This is a genomic window from Pseudomonas sp. 10S5, assembly GCF_035019745.1.
Lineage (GTDB): Bacteria > Pseudomonadota > Gammaproteobacteria > Pseudomonadales > Pseudomonadaceae > Aquipseudomonas.
Window position 1 is genome coordinate 275897 of the sequence record NZ_JASJVL010000003.1, and the last position, 21157, is coordinate 297053.

General features: G+C 53.8%; 24 protein-coding genes. 13 read left to right on the forward strand and 11 right to left on the reverse strand.

What is annotated here, in order from left to right; translation table 11 throughout:
- Window positions 1–62 precede the first annotated feature (62 nt).
- Window positions 63–956, reverse strand: coding sequence for a LysR family transcriptional regulator (locus QN378_RS04510; protein ID WP_322202601.1), 894 nt, complete (start codon window positions 954–956; stop codon window positions 63–65).
- 166 nt (window positions 957–1122) lie between these two features.
- Between QN378_RS04510 and QN378_RS04515 the strand changes: the two genes are divergently transcribed.
- The 9 genes from QN378_RS04515 (at window position 1123) to QN378_RS04555 (ending at window position 9932) form a co-directional block, all read left to right on the forward strand.
- On the forward strand, window positions 1123–2163 hold the full coding sequence (locus tag QN378_RS04515) for an NAD(P)-dependent alcohol dehydrogenase (protein WP_322202602.1): 1041 nt from the start codon (window positions 1123–1125) through the stop codon (window positions 2161–2163).
- Between the two features lie 266 nt (window positions 2164–2429).
- Window positions 2430–3275 carry an isocitrate lyase/phosphoenolpyruvate mutase family protein gene (locus QN378_RS04520; RefSeq protein ID WP_322202604.1) on the forward strand — a complete coding sequence of 282 codons (846 nt, stop codon included), beginning with the start codon at window positions 2430–2432 and terminating at the stop codon, window positions 3273–3275.
- 193 nt (window positions 3276–3468) lie between these two features.
- Window positions 3469–4326, forward strand: coding sequence for an SDR family oxidoreductase (locus tag QN378_RS04525; RefSeq protein ID WP_322202606.1), 858 nt, complete (start codon window positions 3469–3471; stop codon window positions 4324–4326).
- Window positions 4327–4509: 183 nt separating this feature from the next.
- A complete protein-coding gene (locus QN378_RS04530; protein WP_322202608.1) occupies window positions 4510–5361 on the forward strand; it encodes an STAS domain-containing protein in 852 nt (283 codons plus the stop codon).
- A 2-nt stretch (window positions 5362–5363) separates the two neighbouring features.
- Entirely contained in the window at window positions 5364–5726 is a 363-nt protein-coding gene (locus QN378_RS04535) for an STAS domain-containing protein (RefSeq protein ID WP_323549405.1), read from the forward strand.
- Entirely contained in the window at window positions 5723–6127 is a 405-nt protein-coding gene (locus QN378_RS04540) for an anti-sigma regulatory factor (protein WP_322202611.1), read from the forward strand. Before QN378_RS04535 ends, QN378_RS04540 begins: the two co-directional genes overlap by 4 nt.
- Window positions 6118–7134, forward strand: coding sequence for an ATP-binding protein (locus tag QN378_RS04545; RefSeq protein ID WP_323549404.1), 1017 nt, complete (start codon window positions 6118–6120; stop codon window positions 7132–7134). The genes QN378_RS04540 and QN378_RS04545 overlap by 10 nt, the downstream gene beginning before the upstream one ends.
- The gene (locus tag QN378_RS04550; protein ID WP_322202615.1) at window positions 7127–8002 is read left to right on the forward strand and encodes a sensor histidine kinase; all 876 of its coding nucleotides are present in this window, start codon (window positions 7127–7129) and stop codon (window positions 8000–8002) included. Before QN378_RS04545 ends, QN378_RS04550 begins: the two co-directional genes overlap by 8 nt.
- Entirely contained in the window at window positions 7992–9932 is a 1941-nt protein-coding gene (locus tag QN378_RS04555) for a response regulator (RefSeq protein ID WP_322202617.1), read from the forward strand. The genes QN378_RS04550 and QN378_RS04555 overlap by 11 nt, the downstream gene beginning before the upstream one ends.
- A 15-nt stretch (window positions 9933–9947) precedes the next feature.
- Here QN378_RS04555 and QN378_RS04560 read toward each other — a convergent pair whose 3' ends face one another.
- From QN378_RS04560 to pbpG, 5 genes are all read right to left on the reverse strand, one after another.
- A complete protein-coding gene (locus tag QN378_RS04560; protein WP_323549403.1) occupies window positions 9948–10841 on the reverse strand; it encodes a TIGR03915 family putative DNA repair protein in 894 nt (297 codons plus the stop codon).
- Complete coding sequence (locus tag QN378_RS04565) at window positions 10838–12058, reverse strand: putative DNA modification/repair radical SAM protein (protein ID WP_323549402.1); 1221 nt, start codon at window positions 12056–12058, stop codon at window positions 10838–10840. The genes QN378_RS04560 and QN378_RS04565 overlap by 4 nt, the downstream gene beginning before the upstream one ends.
- Before the next feature lie 195 nt (window positions 12059–12253).
- Window positions 12254–12673 (reverse strand): DUF3010 family protein, encoded by a 420-nt coding sequence (locus QN378_RS04570; protein ID WP_322202623.1) that lies wholly within the window; start codon window positions 12671–12673, stop codon window positions 12254–12256.
- Between the two features lie 54 nt (window positions 12674–12727).
- Complete coding sequence (locus QN378_RS04575) at window positions 12728–13186, reverse strand: DUF2214 family protein (RefSeq protein WP_322202625.1); 459 nt, start codon at window positions 13184–13186, stop codon at window positions 12728–12730.
- A 296-nt stretch (window positions 13187–13482) separates the two neighbouring features.
- Window positions 13483–14418 carry a D-alanyl-D-alanine endopeptidase gene (gene pbpG / locus QN378_RS04580; RefSeq protein WP_407074065.1) on the reverse strand — a complete coding sequence of 312 codons (936 nt, stop codon included), beginning with the start codon at window positions 14416–14418 and terminating at the stop codon, window positions 13483–13485.
- A gap of 258 nt (window positions 14419–14676) precedes the next feature.
- Between pbpG and QN378_RS04585 the strand changes: the two genes are divergently transcribed.
- Window positions 14677–15237, forward strand: a complete 561-nt coding sequence (locus QN378_RS04585; protein WP_322202629.1) for a hypothetical protein — start codon at window positions 14677–14679, stop codon at window positions 15235–15237.
- Between the two features lie 121 nt (window positions 15238–15358).
- Here the strand turns inward: QN378_RS04585 and QN378_RS04590 are convergent, their stop codons facing one another.
- From QN378_RS04590 to QN378_RS04605, 4 genes are all read right to left on the reverse strand, one after another.
- Window positions 15359–15541 (reverse strand): hypothetical protein, encoded by a 183-nt coding sequence (locus QN378_RS04590; protein WP_322202631.1) that lies wholly within the window; start codon window positions 15539–15541, stop codon window positions 15359–15361.
- Window positions 15542–15669: 128 nt separating this feature from the next.
- The gene (locus QN378_RS04595; RefSeq protein ID WP_322202633.1) at window positions 15670–15864 is read right to left on the reverse strand and encodes a hypothetical protein; all 195 of its coding nucleotides are present in this window, start codon (window positions 15862–15864) and stop codon (window positions 15670–15672) included.
- 223 nt (window positions 15865–16087) lie between these two features.
- Entirely contained in the window at window positions 16088–16438 is a 351-nt protein-coding gene (locus QN378_RS04600; RefSeq protein ID WP_322202635.1) for a hypothetical protein, read from the reverse strand.
- A 190-nt stretch (window positions 16439–16628) separates the two neighbouring features.
- The gene (locus QN378_RS04605) at window positions 16629–17288 is read right to left on the reverse strand and encodes a YceH family protein (protein ID WP_322202637.1); all 660 of its coding nucleotides are present in this window, start codon (window positions 17286–17288) and stop codon (window positions 16629–16631) included.
- Between the two features lie 115 nt (window positions 17289–17403).
- Between QN378_RS04605 and QN378_RS04610 the strand changes: the two genes are divergently transcribed.
- Entirely contained in the window at window positions 17404–17913 is a 510-nt protein-coding gene (locus tag QN378_RS04610) for a DUF1993 domain-containing protein (RefSeq protein WP_322202639.1), read from the forward strand.
- A gap of 185 nt (window positions 17914–18098) precedes the next feature.
- On the forward strand, window positions 18099–19253 hold the full coding sequence (locus QN378_RS04615) for an MFS transporter (RefSeq protein WP_322202641.1): 1155 nt from the start codon (window positions 18099–18101) through the stop codon (window positions 19251–19253).
- Here the strand turns inward: QN378_RS04615 and nhaR are convergent.
- A complete protein-coding gene (nhaR, locus tag QN378_RS04620; protein WP_322202643.1) occupies window positions 19250–20152 on the reverse strand; it encodes a transcriptional activator NhaR in 903 nt (300 codons plus the stop codon). The two genes, QN378_RS04615 and nhaR, sit on opposite strands and share 4 nt — an antisense overlap.
- Window positions 20153–20307: 155 nt before the next feature.
- Here nhaR and QN378_RS04625 point away from each other — a divergent pair, with 155 nt between their 5' ends.
- Window positions 20308–21036 carry a TerC family protein gene (locus QN378_RS04625; protein WP_322202645.1) on the forward strand — a complete coding sequence of 243 codons (729 nt, stop codon included), beginning with the start codon at window positions 20308–20310 and terminating at the stop codon, window positions 21034–21036.
- The last annotated feature ends 121 nt before the right edge of the window (window positions 21037–21157 follow it).

Consider the following 21157-nt stretch of genomic DNA (forward strand, 5'->3'; position numbering starts at 1 on the left):
ACGATCGTAAATGAAACTCCTGGGACTTTCCTGTTGGGTTCACAACGAGTCGCCATTCTTGATTATCGAGATTCTTCAGGAAAAAGATGCGTCTTCACGAAGTCTATGAATACGCGCAGCTTGAGTGCAGGGTGCTTGCCCGAGGGCCACATGATCTTGAATGTGCCTGAGTCAGAACAGCCGTGAAGTATTCGGACTAACTTGCCGCAATCCAACCATTTACGAATGGCAAAATCAGGCAAACAGGCGATGCCGATGCCTTGGACCGCAAAGCTAAGTCGGGCTTCGAGGTTATTGCAGACCATTGAGATTGGCAGCTGTAGGTCAATCTCCTGTTGATCTATACGCAAAGGCCAGACCTGTAGCTTCCCTGTGTTTGGGAAGCGAAATTGGATGCAGGCATGCTGCAGCAAATCGTTGACGTGCTGCGGGGCACCGTGTTGCAGAAAATAGTCGGGCGAGCCGACCAGGATCATTTTGTACTCCCCCAGATGACGTGAGGTCAGGCCTGAATCGGGAACCTCACCACTGCGCAGCACTGCGTCGTAACCCTCCTCGATTATGTCGACTCGCCGATCATCGAATGTCAGATCCAGATCTACAGCAGGATAGGTTTTTTTGAAATTGGCCAGCACTTGCAAAAAGGGTTCGCCGATGAGAGGCAGGCTTATTTTCAAACGCCCGCTGGGGGCGGTATTAGCGTTTAAAAACTCGGCTTCGGCAGCGGCTATTTCGGCCAAAATGCGCCGGCTACGTTCCAGGAAACGTCTGCCGTCTTCGGTTAACGTGACGCTTCTGGTGCTGCGGTTAAACAGCCGCACTCCAAAGCGCTCTTCCAGGCGCACGATGCTTTTGCCGACAGCGGATGCTGATACACCCAGCACGCGTCCGGTCGCGACGAAACTGCGTGTTTCAGCAACACAAACGAAAACGTTGAGAGTACTGAGGTTATCCATTTTCACTCGATTGCGGACACGGCGTTCAAGAGGAAGCTAGCCGACGGGAACAGAGGCAATGTATTACGGAACACAATCTCCGTATAGCGCGGAGGTGGCACCCACTTAATTTACACGTTCACGACTCTTATCATCGGTGCTACTGAACCTAACCGAGGTAATCGTCATGATTGATTCAATGAAACGCTGGGAAATTTCCTCATTTGGTCTCGATAATCTGGCCCAGGTTTCGGTACCACAACCGGAGCCTAAAGCCGGGGAAATAGTGGTAAAAATCGAAGCTGTTTCCCTTAACTATCGCGATACTGAAGTGATCGAAAACGGCATGACCGCGGAGCTGGTGTTCCCGTTTACCCCCGCGTCGGACATGTCAGGGACCGTCGTTGCGGTGGGTGACGGGGTGACTCGCTTTCGTGTCGGCGAGCGGGTCATATCCACTTATATTACCCAGTGGATCGATGGTCCACCCCAGACGTGGGACAAGATGCCAACCCAGGGCGGCCCGATCCAAGGCATGCTCGCGCACTACGTCGCCACTCCAGCCGAGTGGTGCGTTCGGGCGCCAAATAGCCTTACCTCAACCGAGGCCAGTACAATGCCCATCGCCGCCCTGACCGCCTGGATGGCGCTCATCGAGTTAGGCCATTTGCGCGCTGGGCAGACGGTGTTAGTCCAAGGCACCGGTGGTGTTTCGTTATTCGCTATACAGCTGGCAGCGGCCAGTGGCGCAACAGTGATTGTCACCAGTAGCAGCGACGAAAAGATCTCTCGGGCAATCAAACTCGGAGCCAGCCACGGTATTAATCGCATGGCTAGGCCTGATTGGCAGAACGCTGTACTTGAATTGACTGCTGGCCGAGGCGCTGATCACATTCTGGAAATGGCCGGGGGCGACAACCTTGGCCGATCGTTGCAAGCGGTAGTTCCCGGGGGTCGGGTTTCAATTATTGGTCTGCTCGAATCCGCAGAGTTGCGCACCTCGGTCATGGCTTTTCTGAGCCGTAGGGCTTGCATCGTCGCTGTTGCAGTGGGACCACGCCGTGCGTTGGAAGACTTGGTGCGAATGGTCGACAGTCACGGCCTCAAGCCGGTAATTGATGGGACTTATTCCTTCGACCAACTGCCGCAAGCGTTAGCTCACTTAAAACGGGGCGCGTTCGGCAAAGTCGTGATTGATTTCTCAATTGACGCTCAGATAGCCAAGTAAATGCATAACTTATTATTCTTAAATTATATTTTGTTGCTTGAAACACTGCGGTGGGAGTCAATTTGTTCGCGAATACAGGTGTTCATGCGCACAGGAGGCTGAATACACCGACGCTTTCACGAATAAGTTCGCTCTCAAGGGGGTTGGTGGCAGACCCTACACCTAAAAGCGCGATGCCGCAGATACTAGGAAATTGCCTACATTAGTAGGGTGTTTGCTATGCGGTCAGCCGACCGTGGTACAGCTTGCAGAAGAGGAGACCGCCCGTGTCTATTATTGAAAAAGCATTGACGTTTCAACGTTGTCATCGCCGAGGGCAGCCGTTGATTGTTCCCAATCCTTGGGATGCCGGTAGCGCTAAGGTATTGGCAGCGCTTGGATTCGAGGCGTTGGCCACAACAAGCGCTGGCTTAGCCTTTAGCTTGGGAAAAAGAGATGCTGAAGGGGCTCTGTCGCGTGACGAGGTGCTTGAGAATGCCCGGCGTATAGTCGAAGCAACGAGCCTGCCGGTAACTGCAGATCTGGAAAATGGGTTTGGAGACTCCCCCGAAGAGGTGGCATACACCATTCATGCCGCTGCGAAAGTAGGGCTTGTTGGGGGTTCAATCGAAGATGCAACCGGCAACTTGAAGCATCGTATCTATGATTTCAATCATGCCGTAGAGCGCGTGGCTGCTGGTGTTGAGGCCGCACGAAGTCTGCCGTTCCCTTTTGTATTTGTGGCGCGTGCTGAAAATTTCATCTGTGGTCGGCCTGACCTGGACGATACGCTTCGCCGATTAATTGCGTTTCAAGAAGCTGGCGCCGATGTTTTGTTCGCTCCCGGCTTACCTGATCTGGAAACGATTCGGCTCGTGTGCGCTGCATTGGAGAAACCAGTAAACGTGCTGATGAGTTTGGGCGGTAGTGCATTAACTGTCGATGAACTCGCTCAAGCGGGCGTTCAGAGAATAAGCCTTGGTAGCTCCCTTGCACGGGCCGCCATGGGGGCGTTTATTCGCGCCGCCGAAGAGGTGAAAAACAGCGGTACCTTTAGTTTTTCAGGTAGCGCTACAAGCTTTGCTGACGCCAACCGGTTCATGACGTCCACGGGTGATGAATCAGTGGTTTAGGTAACCCCCGAAGTTCAACACGCCTGTGTGTTCAAGAGCTGTGTGTGTTGGCGAACATCACCAATAAGCACTTGCTGTGAACCTGCAAGCACTCACCGGGTCGGAAAAATAAGCACGCCTCGCGCAATCGTCTTAGCGGTAAATCGACGTTTTGGTGGGCGCCATTTTCGCTTATTGAATCGGAGAGTTATTCATGAAATCTTACCCACGCCCACCTTTTGCCGATCAACATCAAAATGTCCCAGGTGATCAACATCGCATGAATCCAGTGCCTGATTGTGGTGAAGAGAGCTACATAGGTGCAGGACGACTGACCAACAAAGTTGCGTTAATTACCGGTGCCGACAGTGGCATTGGCCGAGCGGTGGCGATTGCGTTTGCCCGCGAAGGCGCTGACGTTGCCCTTTCTTATCTGGATGAACATGAAGACGCCAAGGCGACTGCGCAGCTGATTGAACAGGCGGGTCGGCAGTGCTTACTAATGCCCGGAGACCTCGCTCAACGCTCGCATTGCCTGAGCATCGTGGATCAGACGGTGGAGCGCTTCGGACGCATCGATATTTTGGTCAACAACGCGGCCTTTCAAATGACCCACCAAAGCCTGGAGGAAATTCCTGACGAGGAGTGGGTGCGTACGTTTGATGTGAATATCACCGCCATGTTTCGCATCACTCAGGCCGCGCTCAAACACATGGCCGAGGGCAGCTCGATCATAAATACCAGCTCGGTCAATTCCGACATGCCTAAGCCGACGTTACTGGCCTATGCTGCCACCAAAGGCGCCATCGCCAACTTTAGCGCTGGGCTTGCCGAGCTATTGGGCGAGAAAGGCATTCGAGTCAACAGTGTGGCCCCCGGCCCAATCTGGACCCCGCTGATTGTCTCGACCATGACCTCCGAGGACATTACCTCATTCGGATCGCAGACGCCGTTGGGCCGTCCTGGCCAACCGGCAGAGCTGGCGCCTCTGTATGTGTTGCTGGCCTCTAACGAGTCCAGTTACATTTCCGGGTCGAGAATTGGCGTCACTGGTGGCAAACCCATTCTTTGACAGGGGGCTGATCATGGGGCGCCATGGCCCCTTGATCGTCTGTCACAATGATGGGCATCATTGGCTGTAATTATGTTTCTGAATTGCCCGGCGCGTACGCGGTCCAAGAGGCTTGCAGGATTCCTGTTGGTTAATGGGAAGTCGTTGGAAGGGCCTATCGCTTTCTATCAGGAGTTAAAGCACATGGCGGCATTGCAACAGCGCACCACCGACGCGATGAAAAAGTCCCAATCGCAATTGTCTGCTACCTGGCTCGCCGGGCTTGAAGCGAGCGGCGCTACACGCAATTTGAAAGAGGACGATCTCAAGCAGCAGGTGGCGGAGTTTTTGCGTTTGATTGTCGCGGTATGGGAGAAAGGCAGCACGCAGAGTCTTGCTGGCGGCGACTGGGATGAAACCCGTCAGTTTCTCGAAAAGTTGTCTCATAGTCGGGCGCTGCTCGGACAGGACTCTCAACAAACAGCGAGTTTCATCTTTTCATTGAAAGGTGCGCTATTCGCTGTTCTGCAAAGTGAGTACAAAGACGATCCCGCCATGTTGGCTGATCAGCTCTGGCAGATATCTGAATTGCTGGACGCATTAGGCATGCACACTATTCGCACGTTTCAGAAGTCTCGCGAAGCGGTGATCAAGCGTCAGCAAGAAGAGCTGCTGGAGCTTTCTACGCCAGTGGTGAAATTGTGGGACGGCGTGCTCGCCCTTCCGATGATTGGCACACTGGATTCCCAGCGCACACAGGTAGTAATGGAGTCACTGCTACAACGCATCGTTGATACCGGTTCAGAAATCGCCATCATCGACATCACCGGTGTACCCACGGTTGATACCTTGGTTGCTCAGCATTTGCTGAAAACCGTGACCGCGATTCGATTGATGGGCGCCGATTGCATCATCAGCGGCGTACGTCCGCAAATTGCCCAAACCATCGTCCATTTGGGTCTGGACCTACAGGGCGTGGTTACTAAAGCTAACCTGGCTGATGCATTGGCACTGGCGCTGCGACGTCTGGGCGTGACTGTTACCAAGGCGGTATAACGATGGAGCGAATTCCGATCCTTCAAATGGGTGACTTCTTACTGGTCACCATCCAGGTCGACATGCATGACCAGCTCGCGCTGACGCTGCAAGATGACCTGTCCGAACGAATCAGCCGAACATCGGCGCGTGGCGTGCTGATCGATATTTCTGCGCTGGATATGGTGGACTCGTTCATCGGCCGAATGATCGGCACTATTTCCGGATTGTCTCGGATCATGGATGCAGAAACGGTTCTGGTTGGCATGCAGCCGGCAGTGGCTATTACATTAGTCGAACTGGGCATGACGCTGCCGGGTGTCAGCACAGCGCTTAACGTTGAGCGTGGCATGAAGTTGCTGCGCGAGCGGGTGCTTGCGCAATGATCGTACGCAACAGCGGCACTCAGCCGGTTGTTATCGAACAGGACGTAGTGCTTGCGCGGCAGCTGGTGCGTAAGTTGGCGCAAGATTGCGCAATGCGTTTGATCGACTTGACCAAAATGGTCACGGCGGTGAGTGAGTTGGCACGAAACACCATGGTGCATGGCGGCGGTGGGGACATGGAATGGCAGATTTTGGAGGACGGCTTGCGTACCGGCCTTCGTATAACATTCCGTGACGAAGGGCCGGGAATCCCCGACCTCAAGCTGGCTATGACCGATGGCTGGACTTCCGGCAACGGATTGGGCTTGGGGTTGACCGGGGCAAAGCGCTTGGTTGACGAGTTCGAGCTGGACACTACGCCGGGTGCAGGCACCCGGGTAACGATTACCCGATGGACCTAAACCTGCGCAGTTGTTTGACCGAGGTTCTGCTGGTGGAAGACAGCAGCCAGGTAGGTTTTGCCCGACGTACCGCACAGAAACTCGCTGAGCAGATTGGCTTTGATGCCACTGAGGCCGGGCGGGTTGCCCTGGTAGTTACGGAGTTGGCTAGCAATCTGCTCAAACATGCTGGCCGGGGCGAGCTACACCTGCGGATCTTACCCAGAGATCCTCATCAAGGGTTAGAGGTGCTGGCTATTGATCGCGGTCCCGGCTTCGATCTGCAAGCATGTCTGGCTGATGGATATTCCACCGGTGGCACTCAAGGCATTGGCCTTGGCGCTGTTTCCCGTCAGGCAGATGTGTTCGACGTTTATTCGGACTCCCGTGGCGCGGTCTTGTTAGCGCGTTTTTTCCGGCGTCTGGACAAGGCTGCAGATTATCGTATTGGCGTCAGTCAGCATTCATTACATAACGATTCTGCGTGTGGGGATGTGTGGGCGTTATCGTTTAAAGGGCCACGCATCAGCGCGTTGATTATTGACGGACTGGGTCACGGTGAGGACGCTCAAGTCGCAGGTTTTGCAGGTGCGTCTTCTTTTGCCCAGAATCCATTGGCTGACCCATTATTCTCGCTTGAAGATATGCACCACGCCATGCAAGGCACACGGGGTGGCGCCGTGGCCGTCGCCCAGTTCGATCAGGCCGACCAGAGGTTGCGGTTTGTGGGCATCGGTAATATCAGCGCCAGTATTGTCAGTGCGGAAAAATCCCGTGGGATGGCATCGCATCCCGGCATCGTTGGCCTGCGATACCGCAAAGCGCAGGTGTTTGAGTTTTCTGATGTCAGCGGGCATCTGTTGATCATGCACAGCGATGGCTTGCAGTCGCGCTGGAATCTCAGGGATTATCCCGGCTTGATGCTTCGTCATCCTGCGATTATTGCGGCTTTGCTACACCGCGATTACTGCCGCGGCCGAGACGACATCACGGTTTTGGTAGTTGCATTGGAGAACCCTCATGTCTGAAACCACGCCTATAGACAACAATGAAGCGATTCTGGAACTTCAACGATTACGCATTGAAGTGACGGCATTGCGTTCCGAACTGAATGAAACCAATCAGGGAGTGCTCGCCCTTTATGCTGAGCTGGACACTCAGGCGCAAGACTTGCGTCAGGCGTCGGATCTAAAGAGTCGTTTCCTCTCTTACATGAGCCATGAATTCAGAACCCCGTTAGGCTCGATTCTTAGCATTGCCAGCCTGCTGGCAGACGAGCTTGATGGCCCGCTTAGTCCCGAGCAACACAAGCAGGTCGGGTTTGTCAGCGCTTCGGCACGAGAGCTGAGTGACATGGTCGACGACTTGCTGGACTTGGCCAAAATTGAGGCCGGGCGCATTACTATTTCCCCGGCCTGGTTCGACATGCTCGATCTCTTTGCAGCCTTGAGAGGCATGTTTCGGCCCATCGTAGATAGAACTTCTGTAGACCTCGTTTTTGAGGAGCCGGTGGGCATGCCTCGGCTCTATACCGATGACAAAAAGCTTGCGCAGATCCTGCGTAACTTCATTTCCAATTCCCTCAAATTCACTGAGCGTGGTGAGGTGCGGGTGTCGACGCGGATGGAAAGCGAGACGCAGGTCCGATTTGCGGTCACCGATACCGGGATTGGCATTCCTGCTGAACTTCACAGTGCACTGTTCGAAGACTTCTCCCAACTCGACTCGCCGTTGCAAAAGCGTTTGCGTGGCACTGGCCTGGGGCTTTCTCTATGCAAGCGGTTTGCCGCGCTGCTTGGTGGCCATGTAGGTGTGGAAAGCCAGCCGGGCATAGGTTCTACATTCTTTGTGATCATCCCATTGGCGGTTGCCTTGGAGTCAAGCGATGGCACGTGAAATCAAGCTGCTCATCGTCGATGACAACGCGGCCACCCGCTACGCGTTGCGTCGGCGCATGGAACGCCATGGTTTTGTGGTGCTTGAGGCTGGGACCGGTACTGAAGGCCTTGCGCTAATTGCTTCTGAGGCGCCGGATGCATTGATACTCGACGTCAATCTGCCGGACATGAGTGGATTCGATATCGTCCGCCAGCTGCGCTCTGAGCCGCGCACGGCGCTATTGCCAGTGGTGCACGTGTCGGCCGCATCTGTGCAGACCGGCGACATCATTACGGGGCTCGAAGCGGGCGCGGATGCCTATCTGATTCATCCCATTGATCCCGATGTGCTGCTAGCGACGGTACGGACTTTACTGCGGGTGCGCGACACCGAGTATGCGCTACGGGAAAGCGAGGCGCGGTTCCGAGAGATTTTTGTCAACGTCTCAGCGCCGATTGCGGTGCTCGACGCCCAATTGCACATCTACGAATGCAACCATGCGTTCGCCCAGATCATTCAGCAGAACGCACCCGAGACGAGCATTCTTGACTGCTTTGCCGACGATCAAATAGCAATTGTTCAGGAGCTTTGTGAAGGCTTGGCCGCAGGTGAGCGTTGGAAAGGCACGTTAGGCATGCGTGTGAAAGGCGAAGTGCGGGAGACAGAATGGCAAATTTCACCCTATCGTGCCCCGGGCCTTAGCCTGGTATTTGTCGAAGACGTCACTGAGCATCGCCAGCGCGAGCGGTCGCACCTTGCCCAATTAAACACTGTCAACACGCAATTGGCTTACGAAGTCGCCGAACGTGTGCGTACCGAAGCACAATTGCTGCAAGTGCAGAAAATGGATGCCATTGGCAAATTGACCGGGGGTATCGCTCACGATTTCAACAATTTGCTCACGGGTATTATCACCGGCTTGGAACTGATCATAAGTCGAACTGAGCAAGCTAATCCAGCCAAGGTGATGCGCTATGCCGATGCCGCGCTGACCTCTGCGATGAGTGCCGCTGCACTGACTCATCGCCTGCTCGCTTTTGCCCGGCAACAACCGCTGGACACGCGTCCAATTGATATTAACGAGCATGTTCGCTCGCTTGAGGATCTGCTTCGACGCACCATTGGCAAGCGGATCACGTTGACCTTGGCGCTGACAGCGAAGTCGGCGGTGGCGTTAGCCGATGCCAGCCAATTGGAAAGCGCGTTGCTGAACCTGGTCATCAATGCCCGGGATGCGTTGCCGGACGGCGGCAACATCAGTATCACGACGTTTGCCGCACATGCTCAGGGTGATCCGAAGTTGGCGGACGGTGCTTACGTAGCGCTGACGGTTAAAGATGATGGTGTCGGTATTGATCACAGTGTGATCGACAAAGTGTTTGATCCGTTTTTCACGACCAAACCGATTGGCGAAGGCACAGGGCTAGGACTGTCTACAATTTATGGTTTCGCCCGGCAATCGGGCGGCGATGCCAATATTCGCAGTATTGCCGGCCGTGGCACTGAGGTGACGTTGATGATTCCGGCGGGAATCAACATAAGCGTGATGCCGGTGGAGCCCTCGACCGCAGGCGCGCGAGGCGCCGGTGAACATATTCTTATCGTCGAAGATACTGCCTCAGTTCGAATGTTTGTTAATGAGGTACTGGTTGACACCGGTTACCGTTGTACTCAGGTCGGTGATATTGAAAGCGCGCTGACATTGCTCATGAATGACAGTTCGATCGAGTTGCTATTGACCGACGTAGGATTGCCGCACATGAACGGGCGAGAGTTGGCCAACATTGCCCGTGGCTGGCGCCCCTCATTGCCGGTAGTCTTCATGACCGGCTACGCCGAAAACGCAGTCAACCGGCAGAGTTTTCTTGGCGAGAAGATGGACATGATCATCAAACCGTTTCAGCTCAGCGAGCTGCTCAATAAAGTTCGTAAAATGCTCGACGCTTGAAGTTGTAATGCGTCGCTAGGATTGCCGCGGGATGCACTTATCGATTGCCAGGGAAATTATTTTCCCGGGTTTGGAGGCGATATTAGTGGCTTGCCCATCCCTTTGCTTGCCGTTACGAGCCTCGCTGATTAGCGCAGGTATTAAGTGACCTTCAGGCAGATTTTTCCAGAAGCGCACAGGCAGATGCCCCTGCAAGACTTTAGGATTCAAGCGCGCCGGGTTGAAGATATGGCTGTAATACGTCAGCCATAAGTCGCCGCTGGGATCGTCGATGTTTTGCGCCAAATGCTGCCACCCAAGCGGGCAGCATCGGTGGCGAATCAACTGCTGGCCATCGAAATAAACTCCGTCCTGTGGCGTTGCAATCATCCAGCGCTGTTGTCCCATTCGACCGACAAAATGCGTACTGGCGCTGTGCAAGATGTCATGTGCCGGTTCGTGCCAAGCAACGTACTCAGGTAGTTCAAAGGGTTCAATGGATAACGGACTTACGGGATTGTCGTCCCTATCAACCTGATACGGCACGGCGACAAAACGCAAAAATGCATGCAGGTGGTGCGCTTCTCGCTCAACTGTTTTAATCCGACGATGTAATTCGCTGCCCAATTTATCGCCCGCTAACATTGCCGTTCGATCCCCGTGACTGACCCGCCATAAAACTTCATACAGCAAGCTCCAGCGCTGCTCGCCACGGTAGCGCGCGGCGTTTTCCAAGAGCCCGATCAACGCCAAGGGGATACGCGCCAGAAAGGGGCCTTGATGCTCAGGAATCGGTTCATCGGTGGCAAAAAGATCGGCTGCGCTGTGCAGCGCCCAACTGACGCGGGCGGGATCGATTTGATGGCTGAGCAACCAGCGGGCTTGCCGTCGCCATGTGCTGAACACATCGTCGCAATCGAGGCTGATCATCCCCACAAGCCCATTTGTTGAGGTTGTGGCCGATCCTGCAATTGCTGACGCAACGACTGGCTGCTGCTATCGGCCTGGCGGGGATGGTAATCGCAGGTGATAAAAAAGGGCTTGGCTTTGGCCAGCACACAGCGCAGGCGGGCGAGGTCTTCGTAACGAATGCGACGCTGGCGACGAAGCTCTACCAGGCGTTTGGTGGTGCGAATCCCGATGCCTGGGATGCGCGCGATCATCGCGGGCTCAGCCCGGTTCAAGTCCAGTGGAAAGACCTCACGGTTAGCCAACGCCCATGCCAACTTTGGGTCGATGTCCAACGCTAGATCGCCGGGCCCTTGAAAAAGTTCGCCGGCGGTGAAACCGTAAGCACGTAGCAAAAAGTCAGCCTGATACAAACGGTGTTCGCGCATCAGCGGTGGGGCGGCCAACGGCACGCTCTTAGGGCTGTTGGGTATTGGACTGAATGCTGAGTAATAAACGCGACGCAGGCGGAAGTTGCCGTAAAGCGACTCAGCACTGTGCAGGATTGTTCTGTCGTCCGTGTCATCGGCTCCGACAATCATCTGCGTGCTTTGCCCGGCAGGAGCGAAACGTGGTGCGCGCGGTTCATTGCGCACCGTTTGTTCGCCGGTATAGATCGTCTGCATGGCGCGCTTAATCGACTCAACGTCTTTTTCCGGTGCCAAGGCCTTAAGGCCCAGATCGGTGGGTAATTCAATGTTGACGCTTAACCGATCCGCATACCGCCCGGCTTCTTCGATCAATAATGGATCGGCGTCGGGGATAGTCTTCAGGTGAATGTATCCACGAAACTCGTGCTCTTCGCGCAGCAACTTGGCGACCCGAATCAACTGTTCCATGGTGTAGTCCGCTGAGCGAATTATTCCGGAACTCAAGAATAAACCGCTCACGCAGTTGCGTCGGTAAAAGTCCAGGGTCAACGTCACCACTTCCTCGGGGGTGAAACGAGCACGGGGTACATCACTGGAACGGCGGTTGACGCAGTATTGACAGTCGTACAAGCAGAAATTGGTTAGCAGGATTTTCAGCAGCGAGACACAACGGCCATCTGGCGTATAGCTGTGGCAGATGCCCATGCCATTGGTGGCTCCGAGCCCGGACTTGCCCTGCGAACTGCGCTTGGGCGCGCCGCTGCTGGCACAAGAAGCATCGTACTTGGCAGCGTCAGCAAGGATGCTCAACTTTTCGATGAGATGCATGATGGGCTCTTATACTGGTTTTATATACAGTACAAGGTCGCGACATATCCCTCAAGGGGCGCAAGGGGAGGGATAGATACCGATCGTCTGATGCGTCGCGTTCCAGGACCTGCTTGCCTGCGGCCTTAGCAGTCACTGGGAGTCAAAAGTTCGGCGCCTTCTCGGGCAGATCACAACACGACGGGAGGCTTCCGTTCAGGGCGCTTTCATTAAAGCCGAACAAGCGGTTTTGTAGGATTCATGCTGGTATTTGTTCAACGACGCAGCGAGCTTGAAGTCGTGTTTCTTATGCTGCGAACTGACCGTCTGCGGTGATACCAAGGTCACGGTGCACTGATCTAGCAACTGCAAAATGCCTTCGATTTTGAACGTGGTGGGACCACCCGCGAATTCGCCTTTTTTGCTGCGCTTCTTGATTGCCAGGTGCTCAATGCCATTGTCACGAATGAACGCTTTGACCAGCCCTGCAAATGCTTTCACGTTCGATGACTCTTCATCGTCCTCAAGGGCAATTTTTTTGGTAGACAGAGGCAGGTGTTCGAGGGTGTTGTCGCGCAATATAGCGACAGCGAAAATCGCTTCGCTGCCTTTGATTTCAATGCCGCAAATTTTCATGAGGGGACTGCTCGAAGAGAAGGTCGCTATTTTCTTCTCTTTCTCCCGCAATGGCTAACTGATAAAAATCCCACGTGCCATGCCGGACGCGGCGACGAGGATAACAATGATCAGCCCCACTTGGATGTGGCTGATCCTCGAGTAGAGCATCGCTCGGTGGGTATCGATGTGCGCGCCCACTTTAAACGCGTTACGCCATTTGATCAGCGCCACCATCGGTGCGATTTCCAGCAAGATTATCGCCACAAAGGCAGCCATTTTCAGATGAAATAACGGTTGGTGAAGATAGTAGAACGTGCCTTTTTCAAATCCCCCGAAAGCACGTAAAGCTCCCGTCACAAGGAGCGTTGCAGCAGCGATACCCCAGAAATTATCCGCCACAAATACGTCCCGAAGCTTAGACGGGTTGGTCCTGCTCAAGCGCCGTAGAGAACGCCCGCGACTCAGTACTGCCCCGAGTGCAACCCCATATGCCAAGAGATGCAATGTTGCCAGGAACCATTTGAAGAGCATGGTTTTTCAACTCCATTCATTAACAAAAAGTACATCACCCCTCGAAGAGTGGGTAACTGAGTAGTAGCTCACCGTGTAAGTTTTTGCCCGATCCAAGTCCCACCAAGCGTAGATTTTCCGACGCTGTTGGATGACAAATCAAACCGTTTGAAAGTTCATCCTTTGCTTGATCCGTGTAACCACTGTTCAAAGATAGATGCCCGACGTCTGTATGCAGGACCGCCCTGAAGGCCAGACGGGTGCGCAGTACGTAGCGCCCCACCTTCAGAGGCAGCGCTAGTCAGGTGGTAAGACAACTATTCTTTGGCCTGAATTCCGATCTGTTGCATGCTGAGGTTTTTTTCGTCTTTGTACAGTACCGCAACCTGAGGGGCCGGACCGCTTTTGCCCGTTTCCATCCACCTGCGCATACGGCCCGCGTCGGCGAAATGAGTGTATTTGCCGAAGGCGTCCAAAATCACGACGGATACCTGACGATTGGCCATGGTTGTCAGCAACACTAAGCAGTGGCCGGCTTGATTGGTGAACCCGGTTTTGGTGAGTTTAATGTCCCAATTGGATTTTTTAATCAGATGATCGGTGTTGTTGAACACCAGGCTGTAAGTCGGTTTGTGGAACGTGACGGTTTTATCGGGAGTAGTGCTCAGTTCACTCAACATCGGATATTGACGCGCGGCGAGTGCTAACTTGCTGAGGTCGCGCGCAGTGGAAACGTTATAGACCGATAACCCGGTAGGCTCTACATAGACCGTGTGCTTCATGCCCAAGGATTTGGCTTTGGCGTTCATCGCGATGATAAAGGCGTTGTAGCCACCTGGATAGCTGTGGGCCAAGCTCGCTGCGGCACGATTTTCCGATGACATCAACGCGATTAACAGCATGTTTTTGCGGTCAAGCTCGCTGCCAAGTTTGACGCGAGAAAACACACCTTTCATTTCCTTGGTATCGACAATGGACACCGGAATCATTTCATTCATGGGCAGCTTGGCATCAAGCACTACCATTGCCGTCATCAATTTGGTGACTGAAGCGATAGGTACGACCACATCAGGATTGTTGGCAAACAGCACTTTGTTGGTTTTCAAGTCGACCACCATGGCGCTTCCGGAAGCCAGATGAAGTTGTGATGGATCGCGTTCAAATGGAGCGGGTTCGTTTGCTGAAGCACTGTGGCAGAGTGCGGCGCCTGTACATACAAATAATAGGCTCAGAATAGAATGACGAATTTTCACGAGCAAGGCTCACTAATAATGGATATGCCGTTTAGCACGGGGTTTTCAATAAAATCCGTTGCAGTTTATGAGCAGCTCCTTGCGCTGTCGATATGTGTTGTGAGTTCAACAGTACTTAAAAGCAGCTATGCGCTTTTATAGACGAAAAATCTACAATTGCCGAACGGATTAGCAATATCCGTGGTGTCTGAAGAGCGCAGCGATTAGCATCCTTCGCCATTGGTACCAACGTGATCTCAACGATTCAGGAGTCAGGCTATGCCCAAGGGGCTTATCAGCAAGGATTACGTAGTACTGGTGACAGTCGCGGCGGTGGTTGCGGTACTTTTGCTCGGGATTGGCGCTTTTCAAAAAACCACTGACTGGGCTGGCTGGATTCAGGCCATTGGCCTCATTGTTGGTTTAATGATGGCCATCACTGTCCCGGCGATTCAGAAAAAGCAGCACGCGGGCACGGAGCACATACAAATGCGTGAGCGCGAAATAGGCTTTTCACGTCGGATGCAATACCTGTGCGCCGAATTAACCGAGTTATTAATAAAGATCAACGTCAATTTGGTTCACTTGCGGGCAACGGATCGGCATCGGCTGCAACACACCCTTCAGGACTACTTGCATCGCTTGTTTGAGTCTCACAAGCAAGATTTAAACGATGACCGCGTGGTGATTGCTCACGAACTGCGGCAAGTGGTCAACGAATTGGTTGATGAGCTTGAAAGTGGTCGGGCGGATCGTGGGGTGTTGATGAACCTGGACAAGCGTTTGCAGAAGTTGGTGCATAAGACTCAAGTTAACGCAACGATGGCGGAGCGGCTCTGATAAGGGTGCTTTTTTACGCAAAAAAAACCCGCATCAGGGATGCGGGTAAGGGATGTGCGGAGCAACGCACGATACAGGGGGCAACGTAATCGTTGAAAACCGGTTTGGAACGACAAACCTCTCAGGCGCTCAGTCGGTGTGCTTCAAACTTGGCTGACAACGCTTGCGCTGCTGTCAGTGATTTAAAAGGACCGTAGATGGGCTCACCGTTCTGCACCAAGTACCAGCAGACTAGCAAACCAAGCTCTCTCAGCGAGGCGGGTACTGCGCTGCCAATGACTGACATAATTTGGACCTGGTTCATAAGTGCCTCCATCAATCTATGGGGCTACTCTACGGCGCCATCGCTGGGAGCGATAATCACCGCTCTTGATAGTCAACATTGACGGTAAAGACATCTTTCATTTAAACCAACAGACGTCGCAAGGTCGATCAATCGACCACTTGATCGAGCATGTTCATGACTTCGTGTTCGCTGATGATCCCTTTTTCCACCAGATTTTGTGCAAGCAATGACAAGAATTTTGCGTTGCGGTGACCTTCGAGGCTCTTAAGTTCGGTGAGTGCGCAATACACTTTGTTCGATGTGCACAAACCCGCCGCGCGGTAGGGGTGCTGGGTAGGCATATGGGAAGTCCTTATTGTTATTGAAGGTGAAAGATCATTGGTCTTAATGAACCACTGACTTGAACCGTAATGTGTGACTTTTTTGACCGGTTCAGAATTCACTGCACGATTAGAATAATGACTGACTCCTGTCTACGCGCTGTCTTGGCAACGACCTCCATCAAGTAAATTTGGACGCAAAAAAAGCCCCGCCCTTTGAGGGGCGGGGTCAGAAACAGAGCCGTTAGTCGCGGTCGTAGCCACGGCCGTAATAACCATGCGGATGACCATAATACCCGCGGGGTGGACTGTAATATTCAGGGCGATAATAACCAGGGCCACGCTCTATAACGACCGGTTGGTAGTAGACCCGAGGCGGTGGAGCTTCGTAATAAACCGGCTGCGGCGCATAAACCGGTTGTGGTTGGACATAGACAGTCCGCGGTTGAGAGGCGACGACGCTACCCACTACAGCACCAACAACTGCGCCTACCGCAAGACCCGGACCCCAACCACCACCACCATGGGCTGACGCCTGGGTAGCGATAGCGAGGGCACCTATTAACAGGGCAACCTTGGGGATTTGACGAATCATGACTATTCCTCGACTTTCAATCCCGTTGTCGCGAGCTTGCATTACTCTCAAGCACTGCCACGGGATACTTCTAAGACAGTGGTTTCGTAGTAATCTGCGAAACGCGTGAGTAAATATTGTGTAAGTGTGCCTGACGGCTATTATCGCGCTCCCACAGAGGTTAGCAATCGGAAGTCGACAAGCCGCTTAGTTATTCCAGTTTCGACAAGCGCTCTTCCAAGGCGGCTATCCGCGCTTCCAATTCATCAAACCGTTCTGCGAAAGCAGGAATGTTTCCACCTCCCGACCGTTCAGGCTGGTTGCTTCGCGCTGCAAGAATTGTGTCGATATCATCAGGGTCACCCAGCGTATGCACGTAACGATCTTCTCGCTGGCCGGATTGACGCGGCAGCAGCACGGCCAATCCACGGGCGATCAAGCGTTCCAGCTGATGGACGACTTGTTCCACGTCTTCGAATTCATGCATGCGGTTGCTGCGTGTCATCAGTTCATTGACGGTTTGCGGACCCCGCAAGAACAATAATCCGCTAAGCGTTACTTGAGCCGGTACCAGTTCCAAGGCTCTGTCGACCCGGTGCTCCCAGCGGTCGGCTCGGCTGCCCATCACTAACCGAGTCAGCCCTTGACCTTCAAGGGCTCGAAGGCTTTGGCCGACTTGGCCCGGGGTCAGATTCATTACCGGTTCACGGCTGGTTTTCTGGTTACAAGCGGTTACCACAGCGTTGAGCGTGAGGGGATAGGTCTCGGGGTTAGTGGCCTTCTTTTCAATGAGGCAGCCTAGGATGCGGATCTCCGCACTGTTTAGTTGCAGCTTATCGGCAGAGTCGGTGGATACAGGCTCAGTAGACATGGTGCGTTCCCTAGGCGTTCAAAGGCCACTAGCCTAGGGGCTCGGCGATACAAAAGACAAGCCGCTTCGCGGCCCTCCATGACTATAATCACTTACCTTAAACCCAGGACCTGCCATGACTATCTCCCTGTACGCAACTTCCATCCCGGTTTTCAAGCAAATGCTTTCCGCGTTGAGCGACGTTCTGGCCAAGGCTGACGCGCATGTCACCACCAAATCCATCGAGCCTGACGCGCTGCTGCAAGCGCGCTTGTTTCCGGATATGTTCCAGCTGGTTCGCCAAGTGCAAATCGCTGTGGATTTCGCCAAAGGCGTCTCGTCTCGTCTGGCTGGCATTGACGCACCGAAGTTTGACGACTCGGAAAAAACCTTTGCCGAGCTGCATGCCTTGATTGCAAAGACCCTCGCGTTCATTGCCACTATAGAACCTGAGCAAATTAACGGTCAGGAAGATCGCGAAATCATCACTCGCCCCGGAACGCCAAAAGAAAAGCGCTTCGACGCCCAAACCTACCTGTTGGGTTATGGCCTGCCGCAGTTCTTTTTCCACATCACCACGGCCTACGCGATCCTTCGCCACAACGGCGTTGAAGTCGGCAAGCGCGACTATATGGGTTCGTATTGATTGGTTTTGTACTGATTCGTTGAACAGGCTGCATCGCTAGCGCCAAACCGCTGCCTGAGCCATTCATGCAGCGGTTTTTTATTGCACGGTTTTAGCCGCGCGACACTCTGTTACTATTCGTTTTCCCCTGCGTACCCTACAGATCTTCGCTGCTGAATGATCCGTGTCGCCGTTCTGGAGTGTTCATGTTGTTCCCTATTCTGCTGTTGTCTGCTGCCGGTTTTACCGTGCTGACCACAGAGTTCATCATTGTTGGCCTATTGCCTGCCATCGCGCGTGATTTGGATGTCAGTGTCTCGCAAGCGGGCCTGTTGGTAACGTTGTTTGCGTTCACTGTGGCCGCTTTCGGGCCTTTTCTGACCGCTTACTTTTCGCGTTTTGAGCGCAAGCGGCTGTTCGTCATCATTCTGATCATGTTCAGCCTTTCGAACGTGCTGGCGGCGCTGGCGCCCAACATTGGGGTTATGGCCTGTGCTCGGTTGATTCCCGCGTTGGGGTTACCGGTATTCTGGGCGCTAGCGAGCGAAACGGCTGTCGATATTGTTGGCCCGGAATACGCCGGACGCGCCATCGCCAAGATCGGGTTCGGTATCGTCTGTGCGACGGTGTTTGGCATTCCGGTAGGCACTTTGATCTCCGATGCATTTGGCTGGCGCAGCGCATTCGCGATCTTGGCGGTGGTGGCGTTTGCCAAGGCGCTTCTGCTGTTGATTTACCTACCCGTCACCCATAAACACGTCGCGCCAGCGTCCTTGTGGACTCAGTTCAAGATTCTGCGCAGTCCATTGATGCTCGGGCATGTGTTGTTGTCGGTGCTGGTGTTCAGCGGCATGTTCACGGCGTACACCTACTTGGCGGACATGCTCGAACGGTTGGCCGGTTTCAACGGCACAGTGGTGGGTTGGTGCCTGATGGGCTTCGGCGCTGTGGGCCTGCTAGGCAATTCCCTGGGCGGGCGCATGGTGGATCATCACCCGTTGATTGCCAGTCTGGTGTTTAGCGTATTCATGGTCACTGGCATGGTGGCCGTTGTGCCGAGCATGCATTCAATCCTGGGCCTGGCCTTGGCCTTGGGGGTTTGGGGCATTACTCAAGCAGCGTTGTTTTTGGTCAGCCATGTACGGCTGATGAAGGCCGCGCCCCAGGCGCCAGCCTTTGCAGCGTCGTTAAATATTGCCGGGGCCAATTTGGGTATCGGCTTAGGGGCGATCATCGGCGGTCGTGTGATTGACCATCTCGGGCTTGGCAGTCTGGGGTTCGCTGCCGCCGGGATTATCGTGGTGTCGATCCTATTGGCGTCGTGGATGATGTTCTTCAAACCGGTGCCGGTCTGTGCTTAGCCGGGCGCAGTAAATAGCTCGCGTCGAGCACTTTCGGTTATGGCGACAATGCCGGGGTGTTTCACTTTGCGCTCAACGGAAATCGCATAAAAAGACTCGGTCACCGCGTCGGTGTGGCCAATCAACTCCACGCCGTATTGAGACTTAACCTCGTCTGCGATCACGCTCGGTGCGATGAAAATGCCGCTGCCGGATTTGCCGAAGGCTTTCATCAGGGCGCTGTCATCGAACTCACCCACAATGCGCGGGCGAATGTTTTGCTCGGCGAACCAGCGCATCAGGCGACTGCGAACCACCGTCTCTTGTCCTGGCACCAATAGCGGTGCGCCTTGCAAGCATGTGGGAAAGTCGGTGCCATAGTGCTCGGCTAGCGCTTTAGTTGCGAAAAAACTGATGCCGCACTCGCCCAGTTTTTGGCTGTAGCCTTTAATGTCCAGGTGCGAAGGCATTGGGCTGTCGGAAATGACCAAGTCGAGGCGCTGAATAGCCAAGTCAGCCAGCAAACGATCAAGCGTGTCTTCGCGGCAAGTAATGCGAATGGGCTCTGTCAACTCCATCGTGGGTGCAATCAGCCGGTACACGATTGATTTGGGCACCACGTCTGCAACACCTATACGAAACAGTATCTGTTGCTCATCCGGCTGAGCGCGAAGTAGGGCTTCCAGTTCCCCGCCGAGCTGAAACATTTGTTCGGCGTAGGGCAGGGCGAGGCGCCCGGCCTCGGTTAACTCTAACTGCCGACCCACCCTTCGAAACAAATCCATGCCATAGGTCTGTTCGAGCAAGCTAATCTGCCCGCTGATCGTCTGGGCAGTCAGATTCAGTTGCTCTGAAGCGCGCACTACGCTGCCAGTTTTCGCCACTACCCAAAAGTAATGCAATTGTCGGTAATTGAGCATGAGATAGCCGATTCGTAAAAACCGAAGTATACGCGGTGAAAATACGAATTTTACTGATGTGTCACTTTTCCTAGAATGCGCGCTGTTGTTACGCCTTGAGTCGAGGCATCCGGGCACCTCAATCAATGTTTTAGGCTGAATCAGGGTTCTCATACATGGAATATCTTTTACAACTGGCTTCTAGTCCCACCGCTTGGATTGCGCTGGCAACATTGGTGGTGATGGAAATCGTATTAGGTATCGATAACCTGATTTTTATCTCGATTCTGACCAACAAATTACCCGAACATCAACGCGCCAGAACACGGCGCATCGGGATCAGTATGGCGTTGATTCTGCGCTTGGCATTGCTCAGTACTGCCGCGTACATCGTGCGGCTAACTGCGCCGGTGATTGAGGTGTTCGGCCAGGTTTTTTCTTGGAAAGACATGATCCTGATTGCGGGCGGCTTGTTTTTGCTATGGAAAGCTACAACTGAAATCCACCACAGCGTCGCTCACAAAACCGACGATGAAGCAGTCAGCAGTCCGGGAGTAACGCTTGGCTTCGCTGCCGCTATTGGGCAAATATTGTTACTGGATATGGTTTTTTCCATCGACAGCATCATCACCGCTGTGGGCATGACCGAGCATTTACCGATCATGATGATTGCTGTAATCGCTGCGGTGGTTGTGATGCTGGTTGCTTCCGAACCGCTGGCAAAATTCATCAACGACAACCCGACCATTGTGATGCTGGCTTTAGGCTTCTTGATCATGATTGGTATGACGTTGATTGCCGACGGCTTTGGCATGCACATACCCAAAGGCTACATTTATGCCGCCATGATGTTCTCGGCGGTGATCGAGGGTCTGAACATGCTGTCGCGTAAAGCAAAGAAGTGAACTGAACAGGGCCGCGAACTAATGCGAGGTAATGGGATGACTAGTCGCGGTGGAGGATTTTTTCACGGACGCGGGTTTGGCGCGAGGATGATGGTGGCGAGAAACTCGCATCAACCCCCAT

Bases quoted from the DNA above. Each gene is read 5' to 3' on its own strand.
- QN378_RS04510 (WP_322202601.1), bottom strand. From the start codon at position 956: ATGGATAACCTCAGTACTCTCAACGTTTTCGTTTGTGTTGCTGAAACA.
- QN378_RS04515 (WP_322202602.1), top strand. From the start codon at position 1,123: ATGATTGATTCAATGAAACGCTGGGAAATTTCCTCATTTGGTCTCGAT.
- QN378_RS04525 (WP_322202606.1), top strand. From the start codon at position 3,469: ATGAAATCTTACCCACGCCCACCTTTTGCCGATCAACATCAAAATGTC.
- QN378_RS04530 (WP_322202608.1), top strand. From the start codon at position 4,510: ATGGCGGCATTGCAACAGCGCACCACCGACGCGATGAAAAAGTCCCAA.
- QN378_RS04535 (WP_323549405.1), top strand. From the start codon at position 5,364: ATGGAGCGAATTCCGATCCTTCAAATGGGTGACTTCTTACTGGTCACC.
- QN378_RS04540 (WP_322202611.1), top strand. From the start codon at position 5,723: ATGATCGTACGCAACAGCGGCACTCAGCCGGTTGTTATCGAACAGGAC.
- QN378_RS04545 (WP_323549404.1), top strand. From the start codon at position 6,118: ATGGACCTAAACCTGCGCAGTTGTTTGACCGAGGTTCTGCTGGTGGAA.
- QN378_RS04550 (WP_322202615.1), top strand. From the start codon at position 7,127: ATGTCTGAAACCACGCCTATAGACAACAATGAAGCGATTCTGGAACTT.
- QN378_RS04555 (WP_322202617.1), top strand. From the start codon at position 7,992: ATGGCACGTGAAATCAAGCTGCTCATCGTCGATGACAACGCGGCCACC.
- QN378_RS04560 (WP_323549403.1), bottom strand. From the start codon at position 10,841: ATGATCAGCCTCGATTGCGACGATGTGTTCAGCACATGGCGACGGCAA.
- QN378_RS04565 (WP_323549402.1), bottom strand. From the start codon at position 12,058: ATGCATCTCATCGAAAAGTTGAGCATCCTTGCTGACGCTGCCAAGTAC.
- QN378_RS04570 (WP_322202623.1), bottom strand. From the start codon at position 12,673: ATGAAAATTTGCGGCATTGAAATCAAAGGCAGCGAAGCGATTTTCGCT.
- QN378_RS04575 (WP_322202625.1), bottom strand. From the start codon at position 13,186: ATGCTCTTCAAATGGTTCCTGGCAACATTGCATCTCTTGGCATATGGG.
- QN378_RS04585 (WP_322202629.1), top strand. From the start codon at position 14,677: ATGCCCAAGGGGCTTATCAGCAAGGATTACGTAGTACTGGTGACAGTC.
- QN378_RS04590 (WP_322202631.1), bottom strand. From the start codon at position 15,541: ATGAACCAGGTCCAAATTATGTCAGTCATTGGCAGCGCAGTACCCGCC.
- QN378_RS04595 (WP_322202633.1), bottom strand. From the start codon at position 15,864: ATGCCTACCCAGCACCCCTACCGCGCGGCGGGTTTGTGCACATCGAAC.
- QN378_RS04600 (WP_322202635.1), bottom strand. From the start codon at position 16,438: ATGATTCGTCAAATCCCCAAGGTTGCCCTGTTAATAGGTGCCCTCGCT.
- QN378_RS04605 (WP_322202637.1), bottom strand. From the start codon at position 17,288: ATGTCTACTGAGCCTGTATCCACCGACTCTGCCGATAAGCTGCAACTA.
- QN378_RS04610 (WP_322202639.1), top strand. From the start codon at position 17,404: ATGACTATCTCCCTGTACGCAACTTCCATCCCGGTTTTCAAGCAAATG.
- QN378_RS04615 (WP_322202641.1), top strand. From the start codon at position 18,099: ATGTTGTTCCCTATTCTGCTGTTGTCTGCTGCCGGTTTTACCGTGCTG.
- nhaR (WP_322202643.1), bottom strand. From the start codon at position 20,152: ATGCTCAATTACCGACAATTGCATTACTTTTGGGTAGTGGCGAAAACT.
- QN378_RS04625 (WP_322202645.1), top strand. From the start codon at position 20,308: ATGGAATATCTTTTACAACTGGCTTCTAGTCCCACCGCTTGGATTGCG.